Source organism: Marinomonas sp. 63XJN7_9_ISO-PGPR-S23-217 (assembly GCF_056173515.1).
Genome location: NZ_CM149678.1, coordinates 2,013,648 through 2,034,264 on the forward strand (window position 1 = coordinate 2,013,648; position 20,617 = coordinate 2,034,264).

The 20,617-nt window shown below is 44.3% G+C and carries 18 protein-coding genes; 13 read left to right on the forward strand and 5 right to left on the reverse strand.

Features of this window, described 5'->3' with window-relative positions; translation table 11 throughout:
* The first annotated feature begins 10 nt into the window (after window positions 1-10).
* From AC0VYI_RS09460 to AC0VYI_RS09475, 4 genes are all read left to right on the forward strand, one after another.
* Entirely contained in the window at window positions 11-3,043 is a 3,033-nt protein-coding gene (locus AC0VYI_RS09460) for a sarcosine oxidase subunit alpha (RefSeq protein ID WP_475448924.1), read from the forward strand.
* Window positions 3,036-3,713: a sarcosine oxidase subunit gamma gene (locus AC0VYI_RS09465; protein WP_475448925.1), complete on the forward strand. Its 678-nt coding sequence runs from the start codon at window positions 3,036-3,038 to the stop codon at window positions 3,711-3,713. The genes AC0VYI_RS09460 and AC0VYI_RS09465 overlap by 8 nt, the downstream gene beginning before the upstream one ends.
* Window positions 3,714-3,759: 46 nt before the next feature.
* Window positions 3,760-4,626, forward strand: coding sequence for a formyltetrahydrofolate deformylase (purU, locus tag AC0VYI_RS09470; protein ID WP_199476050.1), 867 nt, complete (start codon window positions 3,760-3,762; stop codon window positions 4,624-4,626).
* A 112-nt stretch (window positions 4,627-4,738) separates the two neighbouring features.
* On the forward strand, window positions 4,739-4,951 hold the full coding sequence (locus AC0VYI_RS09475; protein ID WP_475431975.1) for a hypothetical protein: 213 nt from the start codon (window positions 4,739-4,741) through the stop codon (window positions 4,949-4,951).
* Between the two features lie 273 nt (window positions 4,952-5,224).
* Here the strand turns inward: AC0VYI_RS09475 and AC0VYI_RS09480 are convergent, their stop codons facing one another.
* Window positions 5,225-5,659: a MarR family winged helix-turn-helix transcriptional regulator gene (locus tag AC0VYI_RS09480; protein WP_475448928.1), complete on the reverse strand. Its 435-nt coding sequence runs from the start codon at window positions 5,657-5,659 to the stop codon at window positions 5,225-5,227.
* 164 nt (window positions 5,660-5,823) lie between these two features.
* Between AC0VYI_RS09480 and hmgA the strand changes: the two genes are divergently transcribed.
* The 4 genes from hmgA (at window position 5,824) to dld (ending at window position 11,546) form a co-directional block, all read left to right on the forward strand.
* Window positions 5,824-7,113, forward strand: a complete 1,290-nt coding sequence (hmgA, locus tag AC0VYI_RS09485; protein WP_475448929.1) for a homogentisate 1,2-dioxygenase — start codon at window positions 5,824-5,826, stop codon at window positions 7,111-7,113.
* Between the two features lie 150 nt (window positions 7,114-7,263).
* Window positions 7,264-8,340, forward strand: a complete 1,077-nt coding sequence (gene hppD, locus AC0VYI_RS09490; RefSeq protein WP_475448931.1) for a 4-hydroxyphenylpyruvate dioxygenase — start codon at window positions 7,264-7,266, stop codon at window positions 8,338-8,340.
* Between the two features lie 48 nt (window positions 8,341-8,388).
* Window positions 8,389-9,678 (forward strand): fumarylacetoacetase, encoded by a 1,290-nt coding sequence (gene fahA, locus AC0VYI_RS09495; RefSeq protein ID WP_475448933.1) that lies wholly within the window; start codon window positions 8,389-8,391, stop codon window positions 9,676-9,678.
* 134 nt (window positions 9,679-9,812) lie between these two features.
* Complete coding sequence (gene dld / locus AC0VYI_RS09500; RefSeq protein WP_475448934.1) at window positions 9,813-11,546, forward strand: D-lactate dehydrogenase; 1,734 nt, start codon at window positions 9,813-9,815, stop codon at window positions 11,544-11,546.
* 82 nt (window positions 11,547-11,628) lie between these two features.
* On the opposite strand, the gene AC0VYI_RS09505 is transcribed toward dld, so the two are convergent.
* The 3 genes from AC0VYI_RS09505 to AC0VYI_RS09515 all read right to left on the reverse strand — a co-directional run bounded on the left by AC0VYI_RS09505 (window position 11,629) and on the right by AC0VYI_RS09515 (window position 13,295).
* The gene (locus AC0VYI_RS09505) at window positions 11,629-11,931 is read right to left on the reverse strand and encodes a 4Fe-4S dicluster domain-containing protein (protein ID WP_475448936.1); all 303 of its coding nucleotides are present in this window, start codon (window positions 11,929-11,931) and stop codon (window positions 11,629-11,631) included.
* Between the two features lie 88 nt (window positions 11,932-12,019).
* On the reverse strand, window positions 12,020-12,817 hold the full coding sequence (locus AC0VYI_RS09510; RefSeq protein WP_475448938.1) for a DODA-type extradiol aromatic ring-opening family dioxygenase: 798 nt from the start codon (window positions 12,815-12,817) through the stop codon (window positions 12,020-12,022).
* A gap of 94 nt (window positions 12,818-12,911) precedes the next feature.
* Complete coding sequence (locus AC0VYI_RS09515) at window positions 12,912-13,295, reverse strand: DoxX family protein (protein ID WP_475448939.1); 384 nt, start codon at window positions 13,293-13,295, stop codon at window positions 12,912-12,914.
* A gap of 164 nt (window positions 13,296-13,459) precedes the next feature.
* Between AC0VYI_RS09515 and AC0VYI_RS09520 the strand changes: the two genes are divergently transcribed.
* Complete coding sequence (locus AC0VYI_RS09520; protein WP_475448941.1) at window positions 13,460-14,398, forward strand: LysR family transcriptional regulator; 939 nt, start codon at window positions 13,460-13,462, stop codon at window positions 14,396-14,398.
* A gap of 12 nt (window positions 14,399-14,410) precedes the next feature.
* Window positions 14,411-15,892 carry a carboxypeptidase M32 gene (locus AC0VYI_RS09525; protein WP_475448942.1) on the forward strand — a complete coding sequence of 494 codons (1,482 nt, stop codon included), beginning with the start codon at window positions 14,411-14,413 and terminating at the stop codon, window positions 15,890-15,892.
* A gap of 150 nt (window positions 15,893-16,042) precedes the next feature.
* Here the strand turns inward: AC0VYI_RS09525 and AC0VYI_RS09530 are convergent, their stop codons facing one another.
* Window positions 16,043-16,969 (reverse strand): aromatic alcohol reductase, encoded by a 927-nt coding sequence (locus tag AC0VYI_RS09530; protein WP_475448944.1) that lies wholly within the window; start codon window positions 16,967-16,969, stop codon window positions 16,043-16,045.
* A gap of 115 nt (window positions 16,970-17,084) precedes the next feature.
* Between AC0VYI_RS09530 and AC0VYI_RS09535 the strand changes: the two genes are divergently transcribed.
* The 3 genes from AC0VYI_RS09535 to AC0VYI_RS09545 all read left to right on the forward strand — a co-directional run bounded on the left by AC0VYI_RS09535 (window position 17,085) and on the right by AC0VYI_RS09545 (window position 20,589).
* The gene (locus AC0VYI_RS09535; protein WP_475448945.1) at window positions 17,085-17,981 is read left to right on the forward strand and encodes a LysR family transcriptional regulator; all 897 of its coding nucleotides are present in this window, start codon (window positions 17,085-17,087) and stop codon (window positions 17,979-17,981) included.
* An 865-nt stretch (window positions 17,982-18,846) separates the two neighbouring features.
* Window positions 18,847-19,425, forward strand: coding sequence for a hypothetical protein (locus tag AC0VYI_RS09540; RefSeq protein ID WP_475448946.1), 579 nt, complete (start codon window positions 18,847-18,849; stop codon window positions 19,423-19,425).
* Window positions 19,426-19,548: 123 nt separating this feature from the next.
* Window positions 19,549-20,589, forward strand: a complete 1,041-nt coding sequence (locus AC0VYI_RS09545; RefSeq protein ID WP_475448947.1) for a hypothetical protein — start codon at window positions 19,549-19,551, stop codon at window positions 20,587-20,589.
* Window positions 20,590-20,617: the final 28 nt, after the last annotated feature.

A 20,617-nucleotide genomic window follows, 5' to 3' on the forward strand; every position in this document is an offset into this window, starting at 1 on the left:
GGATTTATTCATGGCTCAACAGACACATAAAGAGACGCGTCGACTTTCCACTGGCGGTCGTATTGATCGATCTAAACCGATCACCTTTACTTTTAACGACAAACAGTACAAAGGCTACGAAGGCGATACTTTGGCCTCCGCTTTGCTGGCCAATGGCGTGGACATTATCGGACGTAGTTTTAAATACAGCCGACCACGTGGCATTGTGGCCGCAGGGGCAGAGGAGCCCAACGCGATTATGCAATTGGGCGCCACTGAAGCCACACAAATTCCTAACGTGCGTGCGACTCAACAAGCCTTGTATGATGGTTTAGTGTGTAAAGTGACCAATGGTTGGCCCAACGTTGAGAATGATTTAATGAGTTGGGTGGGCAAACTTGGTGGAAAGATGATGCCACCAGGGTTTTACTACAAAACCTTTATGTACCCAAAATCCATGTGGGAAACTTACGAATCTTATATTCGTAAGGCCGCAGGTCTAGGTCGTTCGCCAAAAGAAAACGACCCTGACCGATACGACAACATGAACCAACATTGCGATGTGTTGGTGGTGGGTGGTGGCCCTGCCGGGCTGATGGCGGCGTTGACGGCGGCTCGTGGCGGCGCACGAGTGATTTTAGCGGATGAGCAAAACGAATTTGGCGGCAGCTTATTAAGCAGTAAAGAAAGCATTGGCAATAAGCCCGCAACAGAATGGGTCGACGACGTCGTCAAAGAGTTAGCCCGCTTTGATAATGTGCAACTGCTAACCCATGCGACGGTGAATGGTTATCACGATCACAACTTTTTGACCATTCATCAACACCTAACAGATCAGTCTTTTGACAAAGCGCCCAATGGACAAATTTGTCAGCGTTTGCATCGTGTACGCGCCAAGTGGGTTGTCTTAGCGACGGGGGCACATGAGCGTCCTTTAGTCTATGGCAATAATGATGTACCAGGCTGCATGGTTGCCAATGCCGTATCCACCTATATTCAGCGTTACGGTGTGGTACCAGGTAAGGACTTGGTTCTGATGACCACCAATGATAATGCCTATCGTGCGGCGTTAGATTGGCATGACGCAGGTCACAATGTGGTAGCGATTGTTGATACCCGTAAGAACCCCAAAGGCACTTTGGTCGAAGCCGCTCGTGAGCGTGGTATGACAGTGATGCTCGGCTCTGGTGTGGTGGATGTACAAGGCAGCAAACGTGTCACTGGCGTCTCTATTGCCAAGCTTAATGAGGCGGGCGACCAAGTAGAGGGGGCGGTGATTGAAGTAAAAGCCGATACCGTTGCCAGCTCTGGCGGCTGGAGCCCTGTTATTCATTTATCTTGCCATACTGGCTCAAGACCCGTGTGGAATGATGAGGTGGTTGGCTTTTTGCCTGGACCAAGTCAGCAACAGCAATTAACAGCGGGCGCGATTAATGGCGCTTACTCAACGGCTGCGGCACTTGAGCAAGGTATGAATGCCGCGCAATCGGCGTTAGAAAAATTGACGATGAAAACAGCCGATGTGAGTGTTCCCGAAACGGAAACCTTGAATGAGGCTGAGCCTATGGCCTTGTTTCATATTCCGCATCCAAAACCGACTCACAAAGCGCCTAAGCAATTTGTCGATTTGCAAAATGATGTGACCGCTGCGGGTATTGAGTTGGCTTGTCGAGAAGGGTTTGAATCCATCGAGCACGTTAAGCGCTACACCGCGATGGGGTTTGGTACCGATCAAGGTAAGCTGGGCAATATCAACGGCATGGCGATTGCGGCGAAATATTTGAAGCAATCCATTCCCGAAACGGGGACAACAATCTTCCGTCCGAATTACACCCCGGTGACCTTTGGTGCCATTGCTGGACGTGATTGTGGTGAGTTGTTTGATCCAAAACGTTATACCGCCATGCATCAATGGCATATGGAGCATGGTGCGAAGTTTGAAGACGTTGGTCAGTGGAAACGCCCTTGGTATTACCCAAAAGCGGGGGAAACCATGCAAGAAGCGCTGAATCGAGAGTGCTTAGCAACTCGTGAGTCGGTGGGTATCTTGGATGCGTCTACGCTGGGGAAAATTGACATTCAAGGTAAAGACGCTCGTGAGTTCTTAGGCCGTGTGTATACCAATGCTTGGGCGAAATTGGCGGTGGGCAAATGTCGTTACGGTTTGATGTGTGGCGAAGATGGTATGGTCTTTGATGACGGGGTGACCTCTTGCTTAGCGGAAAATCATTTCTTAATGACAACCACAACCGGTGGGGCGGCCCATGTGTTGTCGTGGCTAGAGCTTTACCATCAAACAGAATGGCCAGAACTGGAAGTATATTTTACCAGTGTAACGGATCATTGGGCGACCATGACCATTTCTGGACCGAACAGCCGTCGCTTATTAGAAACCCTGACGGATGGGGATGTGTCCAAAGAAAGCATGTCCTTTATGGATTGGAAAGCCATGACCGTTGCTGGTGTACCAGCTCGAGTGTTCCGTATCTCCTTCACCGGGGAGCTGTCCTTCGAGATCAACGTACAAGCTAATTACGGTATGCACGTTTGGAAAGCTTTGTTTGAACAAGGAAAACAGTTCAACTTAACGCCTTACGGTACGGAAACCATGCACATCTTGCGTGCGGAGAAAGGCTTTATTATTGCTGGTCAAGATACCGATGGCTCAGTGCACCCGTTTGATTTGGGTATGCCTTGGGCGGTGTCCATGCAAAAACCGTTTAGCTTTATCGGCAAACGTGGCATGCAGCGTGAAGACTGTGTCAGAAAAGATCGCAAGCAATTAGTGGGTTTAAAGACCACAGATCCAAATGTGGTGCTACCAGAAGGTGCACAGGGGGTATTCGACCCGAAAGCGTCTATTCCTATGCCGATGGTAGGACATGTGTCATCCAGTTATTGGAGTGCCAATCTAGGTCGCTCTGTCGCTATGGGATTTGTGAAAGGCGGCCACGATAAAATGGGGCAAAAAGTCTATTACCCCTTGGTTGATGGTCGTGTTGTCGAAGCGGAAATATGCAGCCCAGTATTTTTAGATCCAAAGGGGGAACGCCAAAATGTCTGATGCAATGCTTAATGAAAAAGTAGAGGCGACGAAAGGCAAAATGGTGATGAATCAAATCCCAGCCGATATCGTTGGAGAAAGTCCATTACACCATGCGGATTTAGAGACGCTGGCAAGTCGTGGGCAAGGCCAAGGCGGAGTGCATCTTAAAGAAAAGTTGCTGCAAGGTTTATTGATCCTACGGGCCAAGCCTGATGAGGCTCAATTGGCAGAAATCGAAAGCGTACTGGGTGTAGCTTTACCAACGACACCACTGACCAGTGTGGAGAAAGCGGGTGAAAAAGGCGATATCAGTGTACGTTGGGTATCGCCTGATGAATGGTTTATCGTCGTACCTGCAACGGTGGCGTTTCAATTGGAAAGCGATTTTCAAACCTCTGTCTCAGGGCATTATTCCTTAGTGAATGTGAGTAGTGGTTACACTATCTTGCAACTCTCTGGCGACAATGTGGTTGATGTACTGAAAAAATCAACGCCAATTGATGTTCACCCGAGTGTTTTCCCGATTGGCAAGGTGGTGTCCAGTGTGTTTGCCAAAAGTGGCGCAATGATGTTGCGCCGCACCGGCGACAATGCATTTGAACTCATTATAAGACGTAGCTTCGCGGACTATATCTGGTTGTGGCTTCAAGATGCCAGCATGGAATATGGCCTTGTGATCGAGGCCTGATGTCAAACTTTGGTCGTATTTAACACTTTTTATCTGAGAGACTCTTATGACAACAAAAATCGCCCCTTGGATTTTTACCGCGAGCTGCCCAAGTATTATTGGTACGGTTGACGTGGTTACCCGCTATATGGCGGAATCTGGTCATTATGTAGATGAAATTCACTCCTTTGATGATAGAGAATCAGGGCGATTTTTTATTCGTGTTGAGTTTTTGCCTAAAAAAGAAGGGTTTAGTGCCAGTGTGTTCGAGCAGGAGTTTTCGGCTCGTGCGCAAGAGTTCAACATGGAATGGGCGCTGACTGAGCCAAACCATCGTCCTCGAGTGGCGATTATGGTTTCAAAATATGACCATTGTTTGAACGATTTGCTCTACCGTTTTCGAACTGGGCAATTGAACATTGATGTGACGGTGATTATCTCAAATCACCCGGATTTAGAAGAACTCGCTAAATGGCATCGCATCCCGTATTACCATTTGCCCATCACAGCGGAAACCAAGCTAGAACAAGAAGCAAAAGTAAAGAGTTTGATCGAGCAATACGATACTGAGCTGGTGGTTCTTGCCCGCTATATGCAAGTATTGTCTCCTGACATGTGTGAATACTTGGATGGCCGGGCGATTAATATTCACCATTCTCTATTACCTGGTTTTAAGGGGGCTCGCCCCTATCACCAAGCGTGGGAAAAAGGGGTGAAGATGGTAGGGGCTACAGCTCATTACGTGAACAACGATTTAGATGAAGGACCGATCATCACCCAAGGTATCCAAGTCGTGAATCACGCTCACTACGTGGAAGATCTGGTGGCAAAAGGTCAAGATATCGAACGTGTTACTTTGTTTAATGCGGTGAAATGTCACATCGAAAAACGTGTGTTTTTGAATGGTAAGCGGACGGTTGTGTTTGGTGGGTAAACGTTTAGGGTTGAACTAACATTCTTTTTTATTGTTAAGATTCGCTTCAGAAAGGAATGTTAACGTCTATTCAGCTATTAATTTTATAGCTTAATAGACTGGAGGAGAAACAATGAATGTTAGTTCAAACATGAGCTCATCATCTATGAGTACAGTGAGTACCCCGAAAGCCCATTATTCTGCGCAAGAAGTTAACGAGTCAACCTCAGCCCCAGAGCGTGATGGTGACAGTGATGATCACAATGTTAGTAAGGTTCAAGCAAGCTCGCCTACTCGTAACTTGAGTGGGCAATCTATTGGGCAGCGTATCAATGTTGTTGCTTAGGCGCTTGCCTATTGGCTTTGATACGGCCTTTAAATGTATGAGTACAAGGTCTGAGAACTGCGACATTAAGCATGTTATTAAGGTCTAGAAGGCTGAACTGAATCCTCATAGAAAATCCGATATCTTTGCTGATATCGGATTTTCTCATTTATTCAGTTAACAATTAGCGGCTTAACTGAGCAATTTTCCTTTGAGCAAATAAGGCTCAGTCATTTTTGTTAGCAATGAAAATGATGTTTTAACTTCGACTTAATCTGATTCCAAAACACTCTATCAAATTATTTGTCTGGCGCTTTCTTCAATTTTATCCAGTAACTCCAGTAATTTTTTCCGATCAGGCTCAGCGAGTGATTTTAGCAGTAGCGCTTCAGTCGACTCTGCAAGAAGAGTCACGCGCTCGTAATTTTCTCGGCCCACGTCGGTGAGGGAAAATTCTACCAAACGGCGATCTTGTTCGTTGACGATTTTTTTGACCCACCCCTTGTTACAAAGATTGCTTCCGGCACGTGAGGCGGCGACTCTGGCTAAACCAATGGACTTTTCTAAATCTCTGACAGAAAGCTTATCATGGCGGCCTAGATGCGTCAGAACACGCCATTCAGGAATGCTTAAGCCAAGTTGTTTTCTGTATTTGCGCGCCAAGGCTTCAGAGGTCTGTTGGGCCGCCTGATTAAGGCGATATGGAATAAAGCTATTTAGATCAAACATGTCCTACCTTCTAACACGCAAACAGAGAGTCTAACGATAAAATATTGTTGTGCATTGTATAGGGTTTCTATGAACTTCTCCTTAAGAAGAGTAATGAAAAACTGCTTGACTCATTTCATTTGAAATGATTTTATGGTTTTTCATTCGCTATGTTGAGCTCAGTTATGTTCTATCTCAGCGGCTTTAGAAATCATCATTCAACTGAGGCACTATCTGGTGTGCTGCCAGTTGGGCAGAACAGTCCTCAGCGTTGTCCATTTGGTTTGTATGCGGAGCAGATTAGTGGTTCGTCTTTTACGGCAGGCCAAGGGCATAATTTACGCAGTTGGCTGTATCGCATCCGACCAAGCGTTGCCCATCGTTCTGATGGAAAGCGGGTGGAGGTAACAAACTGGGTATCCCAAGCCGATGAAAGTAATACACACATTGCGTTTGATCCCCTTAGATGGTGCCCATTAGCCGACGCTGCAGGGCATTGGGTACAATCGGTACGTACCTTGACCGTTGCGGGAGGGGCTAGATCTCAAACGGGCATGTCCGCGAGCATTGCTACTCTGAATCCAGAACAGCAACCTGTCTTTCAAAACCATGATGCCGAAATGCTTGTGATGCCGATCAGTGCAGCGATAACCTTGCGTACCGAATTTGGCATATTAGAAGTTGAGGTTGGTCATCTCGCAGTTGTTCCGTGTTCTGCTTTTGTCGAGTTTATTTGTGAACAGACGACCCAACTGTATTTGTTAGAAAATTATGGAACCCCTTTTGAATTACCTAATCGTGGTGCTATCGGGGCCAATGGTCTAGCGAATGAACGAGACTTTGAATACCCCGTGGCGAACTATATTGAACAACCTATAAAGACATGGGTGATGGAAAAACGAGAAGGAGACTTTCGTGAGTTTACCCTTGATCATTCCCCATTCGATGTTTTAGGTTGGCATGGAAATCACGCGCCTTATCGCTATGATTTGAGGCGCTTTAACACGCTAGGCTCCATCAGCTATGATCATCCTGATCCTTCTATCTTTACCGTATTGAGTTCACCTGGCTTACGAGCAGGCGTGGCGAATATTGATGTAGTGGTATTTGGTAACCGCTGGTTAGTGGCGGACAATACCTTTAGGCCGCCTTGGTATCATCGTAATGTTATGTCCGAGTTTATGGGGCTAATTTATGGGGTATATGATGCGAAGCCGAATGGCTTTCTCCCAGGTGGCGCCAGTCTGCATAATGCGGGGGCCCCCCATGGGCCTGATCATGAGGCTTATACTAAGGCGTCCACATCGTCATTGGCACCAAACAAATTAGAGGGTACGCTTGCCTTTATGTTTGAAACGAGTGCCCCACAACGTATCACAACATTTGCTGCCAATACCCCAGAACGACAAAAAGACTATGTGGAATGCTGGGAATCTATTCAGCCTGCTAGTCTATTGGATAGCCATCATGATTAACCCTGCTGGTGGTCGCCTATCACTATCTATCGCGCTACACTGGTCACGAAGTGTTCGTGGCATGGCGATGCCGCCCCCTGTAAAGATCTGAACACACTATTTGCACTGCATGAAGCACCATAATTCAAATACTTAAATAGGAATGCAAAAATGACAGATCTGTTTGATAACCCAGTTGGTTTGAATGGTTTTGAGTTTGTTGAGTTTTCTGGCCCTAATCCAGACAAAATCGCAGAGGTGTTTTGTCTCTTAGGGTTTGAATTGGTCGCAACACACCGTTCGAAAGACGTGGCGCTTTACCGTCAAGGTGGCATCAACTTTATCTTAAATAAAGAAAAAGGCAGTGAAGCTTACTATTTTGGTCAAGAGCATGGTAATGCGGCATCAGGTATGGCGTTTCGGGTAAGAAACTCCCATGAAGCCTATCGTTATGTGCTCTCGAAAGGGGCTAAGCCAATGGATATTCCGACTGGCCCCATGGAACTTAGGTTGCCTGCTATTAAAGGTATTGGTGGCGCCCCTATCTATCTGATTGACCGCTACGAAGAGGGAACATCAATCTATGATATTGATTTCGAGTTCCTTCCAGGGGTGGATCGTTACCCTAAAGGTCACGGTTTTTATGAGATCGATCACCTAACTCATAATGTCTATAAAGGCCGTATGGCACATTGGAGTCATTTTTATGAGTCCTTGTTTAACTTTCGGGAGATTCGATACTTTGATATCAAAGGCGAATATACCGGTCTAACCTCACGGGCCATGACGGCGCCGGATGGCAAAATTCGTATTCCGTTGAATGAAGAGGCGTCCAATGGTACGGGACAAATTGAAGAGTTTCTTATGTCATTCAATGGGGAAGGAATTCAACATATCGCCCTGCGAACAGAAGACTTATTCGCCAGTGTCGACTCACTGCGTGCCAGTGGTATTGAGCTGATGACCGCCCCGCCAGATACCTATTACGAGATGCTTGAAGAGCGCTTACCCGGTCATGGTGAAGCGGTAAATGAGCTAAAAAGTCGTGGTATTTTACTCGATGGTACAACAGAAACCGCTCCACGTTTATTGCTGCAAATATTCTCAACGAATCAGCTCGGTCCTGTCTTTTTTGAGTTTATCCAACGCAAAGGGGACGATGGCTTTGGCGAAGGTAACTTTAAGGCCTTGTTTGAGTCAATTGAACGGGATCAAGTGGCCCGTGGGGTTGTTGGGAACCAAGCATAATAATAAAGGCCAAGCTTTGGAGCGGTTAAAAGGAGGTATTGAGAGAGTATGAAAAAACTGAAAAGTTGGTTGGCTAGTGCCAACGCGCCAGGTTGTGAGTTTCCATTAGCGAATCTGCCTTATGCCGTCTTTTCCGCTAAGGAACAAGGCCATTCAATCGGTGTGGGGCTGGGTGATCAAGTAGTGAACCTTCGCATGCTTGAAGAAGCGGGATTATTTGATGACCTAAGCCCACCGTTACGAGAGTCGGTTAGGCAAAGTACACTCAATCCATTAATGGGATTAGGGAGTGATCAATGGGGCGCACTGCGGCAGCGATTAACCGCGTTATTCAGTTACATTGAATACAAAGAAGTGGTAGAGCCCTGCTTCATACCTCAGGCCGATGTGGTGTTTCATCTTCCCTGTCAAATTGGTGATTACTCGGATTTTTATACCTCTGTACACCATGCTTCGCGAGTAGGAGCCTTGTTTCGCCCCGATAATCCGTTGTTGCCAAACTATAAATGGGTGCCAGTTGCCTATCATGGGCGTGCGTCTTCCATTCGTATCTCAGGGGAGGCCTTTAAGCGGCCAGCAGGGCAGTTAAAGGTACCAGAATCTGACCGTCCTGCACTGGGCCTCTGTCAGCGTCTTGATTATGAGTTAGAACTGGGCTTTTTTATTGGTACAGGCAATTCGCTAGGTGAGCCCATCGCTATTGATGAGGCGGAGCAGCATGTGTTTGGCGTGTCCATGTTTAATGATTGGTCAGCGCGAGATATTCAAGCTTGGGAATACCAACCGTTAGGGCCTTTTTTATCGAAAAGCTTTTTTTCTAGCCTAAGCCCTTGGATTGTGCCCATGGCGGCACTGGCTCCTTATCGTTGCCATTGGACGCGAGAGGCGAACGATCCTCAACCGCTTGATTACCTTGATTCGGCAACCAACCGTACCCAGGGTGCGATTGATATTAAACTAGAGGTCTGGATCGAAACGGAAAAAATGCGTTTGAATAACCAGCCTGCAGAGCGTCTTTCAACCAGTAATTTTAAAGAGTCCTATTGGACCATTGCTCAAATGGTTGCTCACCATACTATTAATGGTTGTGATTTAAAGCCGGGAGATCTGCTAGGTAGCGGTACACAATCGGGCCCAGCTCGTGAAGAATCCGGCTCGCTTTTAGAACTAACCGCAGGGGGAAAAGAGCCCATAACATTGAGCAATGGTGAACAGCGCACCTTTGTAGAGGATGGTGACCGTATTATCTTAAAAGGGTATTGCGGCAATGAGCAACATAGAATAGGGCTAGGGAAAGTAGAGAACATAGTAAAACCAGGGAACAGCCATTTATCCTAAAAAACGCACTTTTTGGTGATTTTCTGGCTTTCTTTATTTTACCTTCAAGGCTTTTTATCTGTTGGGTGTTTTTTACTCGTCGTTAAGTCGAGTATACTTGTTTCTTTCTCTCAATAGGTTGCGAACTTATTCTTATGACAGCACCCCGCAGTTCAGATCTGGCCGCTGAGTTAAAGGCCATCGTAGGAAATCAATACACTTTAACCGATGAAGACAAGACAAAACCCTATAGTCAAGGCTTTCGCCTTGGTGGCGGCAAGGCTTATGCCGTTGTTCGTCCCGGTAGTTTGGTTGAAATTTGGCGGTGTTTGCAAGCCTGTGTGAAGGCTGACGTAATCGTCATTATGCAAGCGGCCAATACAGGGCTAACGGGCGGTTCAACTCCTAACGGCACGGATTATGATCGTCCTATTGTTATTATCAGCACCATGCGCATCGATGACATTCAGCTTATCGATCAAGGTAAACAAATCATAGGGTTAGCCGGTAGTACATTATTTGGCTTGGAAGACACGCTTAAACCATACGGCCGGGAACCTCACTCAGTAATTGGTTCTTCTTGCATTGGCGCGTCTATTGTTGGCGGGGTGTGTAATAACTCAGGTGGCGCACTGGTTCAGCGTGGTCCCGCTTATACCGAAATGTCGTTGTTTGCTCAAGTGAACGGCGATGGCGAACTGCAATTGGTGAACAACTTAGGCATTGAGTTGGGAAGCGATCCAGAAGACATTCTCACAAATTTGCAAAACAAAACTTATCAAGAAAAAGACATTCAATTCCCAGACAAACGCGGTTCTGATAACGAATATCATGAGCGTATTCGGGACGTCGATGCCGAGACGCCATCACGTTTTAACAATGATCCACGACGTTTGTACGAGGCTTCCGGTTGTGCAGGCAAACTGGCTGTCTTTGCCGTGCGCATCGATACCTTTCCTATTCCAGAAAAGTACCAAGTCTTCTACATTGGCACCAATGATCCTGCGGTGATGGAACAAATGCGCCGCGACATGCTGTCGACCTTTAAAAATCTACCTGTGTCTGGCGAATACATGCATAACAGCAGCTACGACATCAGTAAAAAATACGGCAAAGACAGCTACTTGGTGATCGACAAACTTGGCACCAAATACATTCCAAAAATGTTTGCTTTAAAGCGTACTGTTGATAGATGGGCTGGCAAATTTAAGTTCATGCCGACCAAATTTTCCGACATCATGATGCAGTATATGAGTCAGCTTTTTCCCAATCATCTGCCAAAGCGCATGGAAGATTTTCGTGAAAAATACGAACATCACTGGATTGTCGAAACCAGTAACGACGGTGTCGATGAAGCGCAAGCCTATTTAGACAACTTCTTTAATGATAACGAAGGCGGTTACTTTGCGTGTACCAAGCGAGAAGCCGATCAAGCCATCCTTCATCGCTTTGTGACGGGAGGCGCATTGAGTCGTTATCATGTGATGAATGGCAAGGATCTTGGTTCCATCATGACCATAGACGTGGCATTCCCGCGTAATGAACGCGATTGGTTCGAAGAGCTACCACAAGACATCGAAGACAAAGTCGCCGTAAAAATGTACTACGGTCACTTCTTTTGCCACGTCATGCACCAAAACTACATTATGAAAAAAGGCGTTGATGCGAAAGCGGTGAAGAAGCAAATTCTATCCAGTTACGATGCTCGTGGCGCGGAATACCCAGCCGAGCACAACGTCGGCCACGAATACGTTGCGAAACCCGCGTTGCGTGAGTTTTACCAAAAAACCGACCCAACCAACAGCTTCAACTCAGGCATCGGCGGCACCAGTAAATTGAAAAACTGGCAAGCACTGAGCGACGAACACACTGGCTGTGGTTGTAAATAACAAAAGAGATATCATCTCCACAAAAAAGTCGTTCAACTGAACGACTTTTTTGTGGAGGATTGTTTAACCAAGCTTTATAAGGTTACCGTTTCTTAAGTGTAATAGCGTTTTCAGGGCAGGCGGAAACACATAATCCACATCCCTCACAGGCATCTATGTTTGGCATAAAAGCTTGCTTCCAGCCATGGACCGCCCCTTTTAGTTTCCCTACAAAAGAAAGTGTTGAGCGCTCAGACTTAGGCAATATATCCATAATGAAAACGTCTTTAGGACAAACCACTTCACAGTCTGCTTTGCCTTCGCACTTATTACGATTAATGACTGGCACAATAACCCCGGGTTCGTGCTTGCATACCTTGTTTGGCCGAGAAGCTTGATCGTTCATAATGGTATCCTCTAGTTATAAGGTCTCAAAAGTCTATGTTATGCGTTGGATGAGAGAGAATGCTGTAAAAGTCATTTCTACAAAACAACTAACGCCACAAGAATCCCGCAATCCGCTTGCCAAATAACAGTCCTGCATAAATTTTTTCAGCATGCTTGGTTGTGTCCATCGCGGCCCCAAAACAAACATGCATTGGTAGTAAATGATCTTCTCTTCGATGACAATCTCGTGCCGCTGGGGCAGACGCCCAATTCACTAAACGTTGCATCGCTTTTTGAGAATGGGTATGAACCAATGTTACGGTTAACCAATCATCAAATTGTGCGCTGTGTTCATAGCTTCCATCTCGTTCGTGAAAGGACATACCTGAACCAATAATTAGAATGCCTTGTTCGCGTAATGATGCAATGGCTTGCCCTAATGCAATATGTTTCTCAGGATCCAGAGAGCGCAATAGCGACAATTGCACAACGGGAATATTGGCCTTTGGATACATCAGCATTAGTGGCACGAAAGTGCCATGATCATAGCCACGGTTTTCATCTAAAATACAATCAATTTTGTGGTCGTTGAGTAACCTTGCAATCTGTTGAGCCAGAGGCGGGTTTCCTGCAGCAGGATACTGGTATTGATAGCACTCTTTTGGAAAGCCCATGTAATCGTAGAGCATTTGAGGGTTTGATGAAGAAGATATCGCCGCGACGTGACTTTCCCAGTGGCCACTAATCATTAAAATGGCTTTGGGTGTTGGAAGTTCGGTAGAGATATTTTTTAAAAAACCGATTAAATCCCTATGTCCTGGTTCGCCTAAAAGGGGCATAGGACCACCGCCATGAGGTAGGTATAAAACAGGCATCAATTTAGTGTACTTATTCATATCCGTCATAAGAGCATCTACATTAGATCGGGCTATTTAATGATTGTTAGCACATAAGAGACTGCCCATAAGGCAATCTCTTATCGCGGTAAGGTCTCTGGTACTAAGACAATTGAGCGGTTTGCTTGTTAGCAAACAAGATGCTGTCTTTCTTGTGAGCAAAGAAAATGATGACGGAAAAGATGAACAGCGCCGCAGCAAATGGGAAGCCCTGTGGCTCGAAATTAAGATGGAAGTACATCGCACCCACCATAATGATCGCTAAGCCTGCAGCGGCCAATGAGCTAAGACGTTTAATGAATATGCCGATTGCGCCAGCGATTTCACAGGCACCGACAAAGTAACAAACCGCATCCGGTAATCCGAGTAGCTCAAAGGATTTGTGCATCATAGGTACACCCATTAATTTGCCTGTACCAGCGGCCAAAAAACCTAATGCGGTTAGTATCATAACGGCCCATAATCCGTATTTTTTAAAGTTAGTCATAAGTCACCTTTTGCTCTTAGTTAGTTAATTTTCGCTAGTATAAAGAAAGCCTATTTAATTAAAATTGACTGTATTTCAATAAGATCATAACTTATTGTTATGTTTCATTTGAAACTATCGGGTTAATCGTAGCGCTTGCCATAAAAAATAATGGAGAGTCATTCATGACATTAGAGCAGTTAAAAATGCTAAAAGCAGTGATCCAAGAGGGATCAATACAAGGCGCTAGCAATCGACTTTTTAAAACGCAGCCAGCCATCAGTAAAGGCTTACAGCAATTAGAGTCTGCTCTTGGTATTTCATTATTAGATCGATCTGGGTATAAGTTAAAACTTACTCAACAGGGGGAGTTGATTTATCAAAAAGCACTGATGGTGCTCGATCAGGGTAATCAGCTTAGTCAAATGGCGAATCACTTCAAAACAGGCTACGAAGCGAAGGTCGTGATCGCCGTGGACGCCATGTTTGATTTAGAAAGGCTGGTGCCCATCTTTGACAGCATTCAAAAGGCGTTTCCTCTAACGCAGATTATTTTAAAGCAAGAATTCATAACGGGCGGGATTGATGCCGTTGTGAATGAGAGAGCTGAACTCGCTATCTCTGCATCAGAAGCCGGTTTTTTGGCTGGTTTTAAATTGGTGACGAAACATATATGCACTCAAAGTATTATTAATGTTGCTGCCCCTAAAATGTTAGCAAGGCATCCACAATTAACGGACTCTTCTCAGTTAAGGGATGAATATCAGATTGTTGTGCAGGACTCGGGGAGTTTGACTAAAAATGTCGAATTAGATGTTCAAAAAGGCCAAAGGAAATGGTACGTGAATGATTTCTATAGTAAACGTACCTTGTGTTTAAGTGGTATCGGCTGGGGACGCTTGCCATACTTTATGGTGAAAGATGATATTAAAAATGGCAAATTGGTTCCTATCGAACTTGCCGATACAAAAACACAGATTGAAGTAAGAAGTTATGTGATGAAAGTAAAAGGGCAGGTCCTAGGGCCTGTTGCCAATGAGTTATGGAATTTAATTAGTAAGTTAGAAATTAGTTTAGAAACGGACCAGAACGTATTCAAAGCAGTAACGACGCTTGAGCAATGAGAGATCGAAACCATGTCAAATTACGATAAGTTAACGTCACATTACCAAACACTCAGTCACTTTAATCATGCTCAAGCCATGCTTGGCTGGGATGCCGCCGCGAACATGCCCTCGGGCGGCAGCGAAGCACGCTCAAACGCCATGGCAGAGTTATCCGTTCATATTCATCGTTTATCCACTCAGCCACAGTTAGAAGATTGGTTTGGCAACGCGGAGCAAGAATCGTTAAGCGTTGAGCAACAAGCCAGCCTACGCGAGATGAAACGCCAATGGCAGCAAGCGACCATCGTTCCTGAGGAGTTAGTACAAGCACAGTCCATCGCGGGTTCTACATGCGAACATGCGTGGCGTACGCAGCGTCAAGAAAATGATTGGCAAGGTTTTGAGAAAAACTGGAAAGAAGTTGTCGCTCTATCCCGTGAAGAAGCCAAGATTCGTGGCGCAGCGCTCGGTCTTACACCATACGATGCCATGCTCGACAAATACGAGCCAGGCACCACAACGGCGTCGCTGAATACTTTATTTACTGACGTGAAAACCTGGTTGCCAGACTTAATCGAAACCGTGTTAGAAAAGCAGAAGTCAGAATCCATCCTTTTGCCATCTGGCACCTTTTCCACTGAGACACAAAAAGCCCTTGGCTTAGAAGTGATGAAGCTGCTGAAATTCGACTTTAACCGTGGCCGACTCGACCAAAGCGTTCACCCATTTTGCGGTGGCGTGCCAACGGACGTGCGCATTACCACCCGTTATGATGAAAAAGACTTCGTGCAAGCCTTGATGGGCATCGTTCACGAAACAGGCCACGCCCGCTACGAACAAGGCTTGCCAAAAGCCTTTGCTGGATTGCCAGTGGGCGAAGCCCGTTCCATGGGCGTTCATGAATCTCAGTCGCTTTTCTTCGAAATGCAGATTGGTCGCAGCAAACCCTTTATTCACCACTTATCGTGTTTGTCTAAACAGGCGTTTAATGCACAGCAAGATCCTGTATTCGACGAAGAAAATCTTTATAAAATCTACACCCAAGTAGAAAAAGGCTTTATTCGCATTGATGCGGACGAACTCACCTACCCAGCACATGTGATCATGCGTTACGAAATCGAACGCGACTTGATCAATGGCGTGATAGAACACACAGATGTGCCAGCACTGTGGGATGAGAAGATGAAAGCGTCCCTTGGCATCTCCACCAAAGACAACTACAAAAACGGCTGCATGCAAGACATCCACTGGACAGATGGCGCATTTGGTTACTTCCCGTCTTATACGCTAGGCGCTATGTATGCTGCGCAATACAAAGCCACCATGATACAAAACGTCGACTTTGACGCCGTTATCCAAAATGGTGACTTAAGCCCAATTTTCCAATGGTTAAGCGACAATATTTGGTCACAAGCTTCGCTTCATACCACGGATGAACTAGTTAAACGCGCCACAGGGGAAGTATTAAATGCAGCGCATTTTAGAAAACATCTAGAAGGGCGTTATTTGTAACGAAGCGGCCCTCAAGAGGTGAACCTTCCTCTCTAGTTGCTAACATGTGTTTCCAATTATATCATCAATGAATCAGGCCAAAGCTGCTGACCATACTATAAAGCCGTGATCATTATTCACTGATCACGGCGACTAATGGCTAATAGATAATTATGCCAATTTTTCTATTAACCAATTTTTAGTATTTTTAGTTTCAATGCCTTTTTTAAAATTGTAAGTTTTATCGATGTTCCACCACATACCATCACCGAGTGCAAAAGCGGTGCGGTACCGTAGCATTTGATCGTCAGGGTTTTTAGCAAGCTCACTTTGCAACCAGTCTAAATTGAACACATGTCGCTTAATACGCTTATTAGTGGTGTTATCAACGATCTCTGCTAATTCGCCATAACTCAGGGTATCTCCGGCAACAAATACCACTTCATTAATGATTCGTGGCGACTCTAACAATATTTCTGTGGTTAACTGACCAATGTCTTCGGGGGCGGTGACCGTTACCTTATTCTCCCAACTGCCCAGCGCATTGATATAGCCTTGTTCGAGGTTCACCACATCCAAAGCGGGTTCAAACAGAAAACTGGTAAACATGCCAGTTGAGACAATTACCCACTCAGTGTTCTTTTGTTGTCGCAGCATCGCTCTTACTTCATATTGTTCATCGAAAACTGGTTGACCACTTCCTATACCTACTACGTCATAATCTACACCAAATTGCCACGGAAAATAGCGTGCAACATTAGCCTCAAGAACCGCCTGTGTAATTTTCTTTTGAGTACCAAGGCCGGCAACAAAGCCAGTACAATTGATAATTGTGTTAAAATCGGCAAAAAAGGCAACTAACGCTTGATGATTAATATTCGCTAAATCAAAACTCTTAAACTTCACACCCTGATCAGAGAACCTTTTTAATGACTCATCGGTTGGGGTCGTACCATGCTCAAGTGAATCTGGTGAAACTAAAACCGTTACGTCTCCACCTAGTGCAGATACTCGTGGTTGTAAGGCATTAAGAACGGCTAGACCTAGTTGACCCGCACCTATAACAAGTATGTCTTTTACATTTATATTGTGATTCATAAAATCTTTACTCTCTGCTTATTATCTCAGATTGAGAGTGTAATTTAGATTATTATAAGTGATAATAGCTAAATTTTGGTTAAACTGTTCTTGAATTTGGAATAATAGAGGGTTTATGGATCGCTTAGAGGGCATGAAAGTATTTGTCCAAGTAGTCGAAGCTAGTCATTTTGGGAAGGCGGCTGAGGCTCTTAGTATGCCTAAGTCGACTGTTTCAAGGATAATAAAAGAGATGGAAGACTATTTAGGTGTAAGGCTGTTGCAACGCACCACACGTAAGTTAAGTGTGACACCCGATGGGGAGAACTATGCGGTGCAATGCCGACATATACTAGCAGAAATTGCAGCGATCGAATCAAACTTCCCAAATAAAGCAGGAAAGCCGAAAGGCAGGCTCAAAGTAAGCATCCCCACGTCATTAGCTCACCATTCTATACTCCCCGTGATTAGCCAGTTCATTCATCAATATCCAGATATTGAACTGTTACTTTGCACCAGCGACCAAAATGTCGACTTATTTCATGATGGCTATGATTGTGTCATTCGATCTGGTGAAATTGAAGACTCAACATCACTTGTTGCGCGACCACTCACCGTTTCATCCTGGGTGGTTGTTGCAGCGCCCGCCTATATAAAACGTTTTGGAAAACCAAAGGATTTAGACGATTTAACTAACCATTACTCAATAGGCTATCTAAGCCAAAACACGGGCCGTGCGATTAATTGGCATTTTCTTGATAATGAAGAGAACGTTAAAATTCAAATGCGGGAAGCGCTGACGGTCAATGATACTGATACCTATATCAACTGCGGCTTGCAGGGCTTAGGTTTAATTCGTATCGCAAGCTATTTGGCACAACCCTACATCGACAACGGTACATTGATAAGAGTCCTTGATCAGTATCAATCTCCGGTTATGTCTTTATCTCTCGTTTATCCTCAAAATAAGCATTTAAAACCGTCATTTCTAGTGTTTGCAGATTGGGTTAAATCTGTTTTAGCTAAAGAATAGCACTTAGACGATCAATTTTTAGTCAGTCAAAGTTGATAAAAATGGATTTTCCAGATTTTAATAGACAGTAATAGGGCACAAATACATTACAAACACCTAGCGCGATTACGTTAACGGTATAGGTTATTTTTAGTGCAAGACCGACGGCGTATTTTAGAAAGCACTTGGAAGGGCGATACTTGTAATGGATTTGTTCCTTCCCCTTTTTTAAGGGGCTAGGATGGGATTATTTGGTGTTGCCGATTTGATGGTATTCCTCTGATTAGCTTGGTTTTGGCGAGTTCAGTTCCGCTCTGCTGAGCGGGTAACTTTTTGCAAGCGCCCAAAAAGTAACCAAAAATTCGCTTTTAAGGGCAGCGCCTCGTTTCCTCATGGAGACATCATGTTGTCAATGCAGAGCCTCATCAAGGCATAGAGTAGTTTTGAGGATAGGGACAGGGCATTTTTAACTGACTCTGAAACACCATAAGGTCGCGCAACTTCGTTGCGTCGAAGCCGCTTCTACGGCTTGATTACCGTCATCCAAACTAACTATTCTGATGTGCTTTCACGAAAAGGGCTTTGACCCCGCTGGTCTCTTATTTGAAAATAGATTAGAGTGTAAGGATTGCGTCTAGGAAGACGAAAGCCACATATTTCTCCCCCTCCTGATGCTCGGTTATTAGGCAAAACAAGTGTGCTTGTTTTGGTCGAAGCCTGAACGCTTATTATGATATATAACTTTATATAAATCATGGTGTTAGCTAAATTCATCTAAATGGCTAGTACTAGAATAATACGGACGTCGATTTATTGGATAAACGCTCATGCGCACTATTAAACGTTATACTCACTTACTACGCACCAATGTAGGATCATAATTACAATGACTGATAATTCTGTTAATGATGTTCTATTGTTCAATGAAAAGGCTGAATTATTGGGGAATTCGAGCTTTGCCAAAGCGATGCTACAAGAGGACTCAGGCGTTCTCTTTGAGTGCAGCGCGGAAGGGGCTTATGAGGTTGTTTTAGTTGGCGCAGAGGGGGAGTCTGTCGACGCGGCATTTTTAACGTTGCGTATGTTCCTACAGAACAATGACAGAATATCGATCCGTAATATTTCCAAAATATATGCTGATAGTAATGATTTTTCTTCCCATCGTACGGAATTCGAAGCTGTTCGAACCCAAATCAACAATTATCTAGATTCCCCTAATGGAATAGATTTCTTCGGGAAAAACTATACTAATAGAGAAATAATCGAACTATTACTGTACGGTAGTAAAGGTCACTCGAAGCGAGAGAAAGAAGCTGATTTGAAAACTTTAATGGCCTTTGAGCCAGTAGCGAATATGTTTTTAAATCAGGTTAATGCAGCATCAGCGAATCTGGTTAAAGGAATTTTACTCCTTGCTGAAATTAATAAGAGAGCTTTGACTATTATCAGCAGTCAAAGTGTATAATAAAGCCATCAAGATTGACGTCTTTTCCGTTGTTCGTTTTGTGGTTTAACGCTAAGCTACCACAAACCAAACAACTCCAAAGCTGCAACTTATGGCGGCGTTGCTACATCACGAGGAGGCTTTGTGGATAATTTGAATCCTATCTATCAAGGGAAACCGACAGCTTACCTCGATCACAATATTTTGGATTTATTAGTTAAAAACCCATCACTAACCTTCAAAGAAGATCTTAAGCAAGAGTTTCAGGTCGTGTACTCAGACGAAACCTTGAAAGAAATTAAAAGAACAGGTGTAAATGGTTCGTTGTACTTGCAGGTTCTAGATGATCTAGAGGCTATGCATATAAGGCTTGTTCTTACTCCCAAGTTTGAAATGACAGGTGATGCTCTTATTCGAGTTATAAGTTCTGCCAATGCATTTAAAGATTACTGTCAAAATATTGAACCGATTTATGAATATCTAGAAAAGTCGACATCTCAATCTATGCTGAAATTTTATGGCGGTAGGAGTGAGGATTCGTTTGATGATATTAATAATGAGCAGATTGATGCGTTTGACAACTTAATGACTCATATTAAGGGATTGATAAATAATGAAGAAATTCAGAAAGATATTCCAGAAATTAGTGAATATGTGGCAGCTTATACGGTGGAACTGAAGAAATCATATGATGAGGCGATTAAGCAATCTTCTCAAGAATTGCATAAACACATATCTGATGAGAGCAACTATTCTGGTATTAATGAGTACAGGGAAAGTACAGGTATTGGTCCTTTACAACTGAATAACATAGAGCCGCCGAATGTACTTGAAAAAATATGGGCGACACATAAAGACTGTAGCGGATATTCTGAGTCAAATTTTACCATTGAACAGTTCTATGGAATTAGTATTAATCCTATCTACAAGCGTGAGATGTTCTTCTTTGAAAAAGTAATGTCAATATATAACGTACTTAATGTCATTGGGTATTATCCAGACTCAAAAATGAAAAAGCACAAAAGATTTATTGCTGCTACGAGTGATGCGGGGCATGCATCAATAGGAAGTTTTTTAGATTATGTTTTATCTAGAGATATCGCTTTCATAAAGAAAGCTAAAGCGGCATATGAGTACTTAAAAGCAAAAACGCAAGTTATTGAAGTTAGAGTAAATGATGTATAAAAATACGAATCAATTGAAAAAATATAAG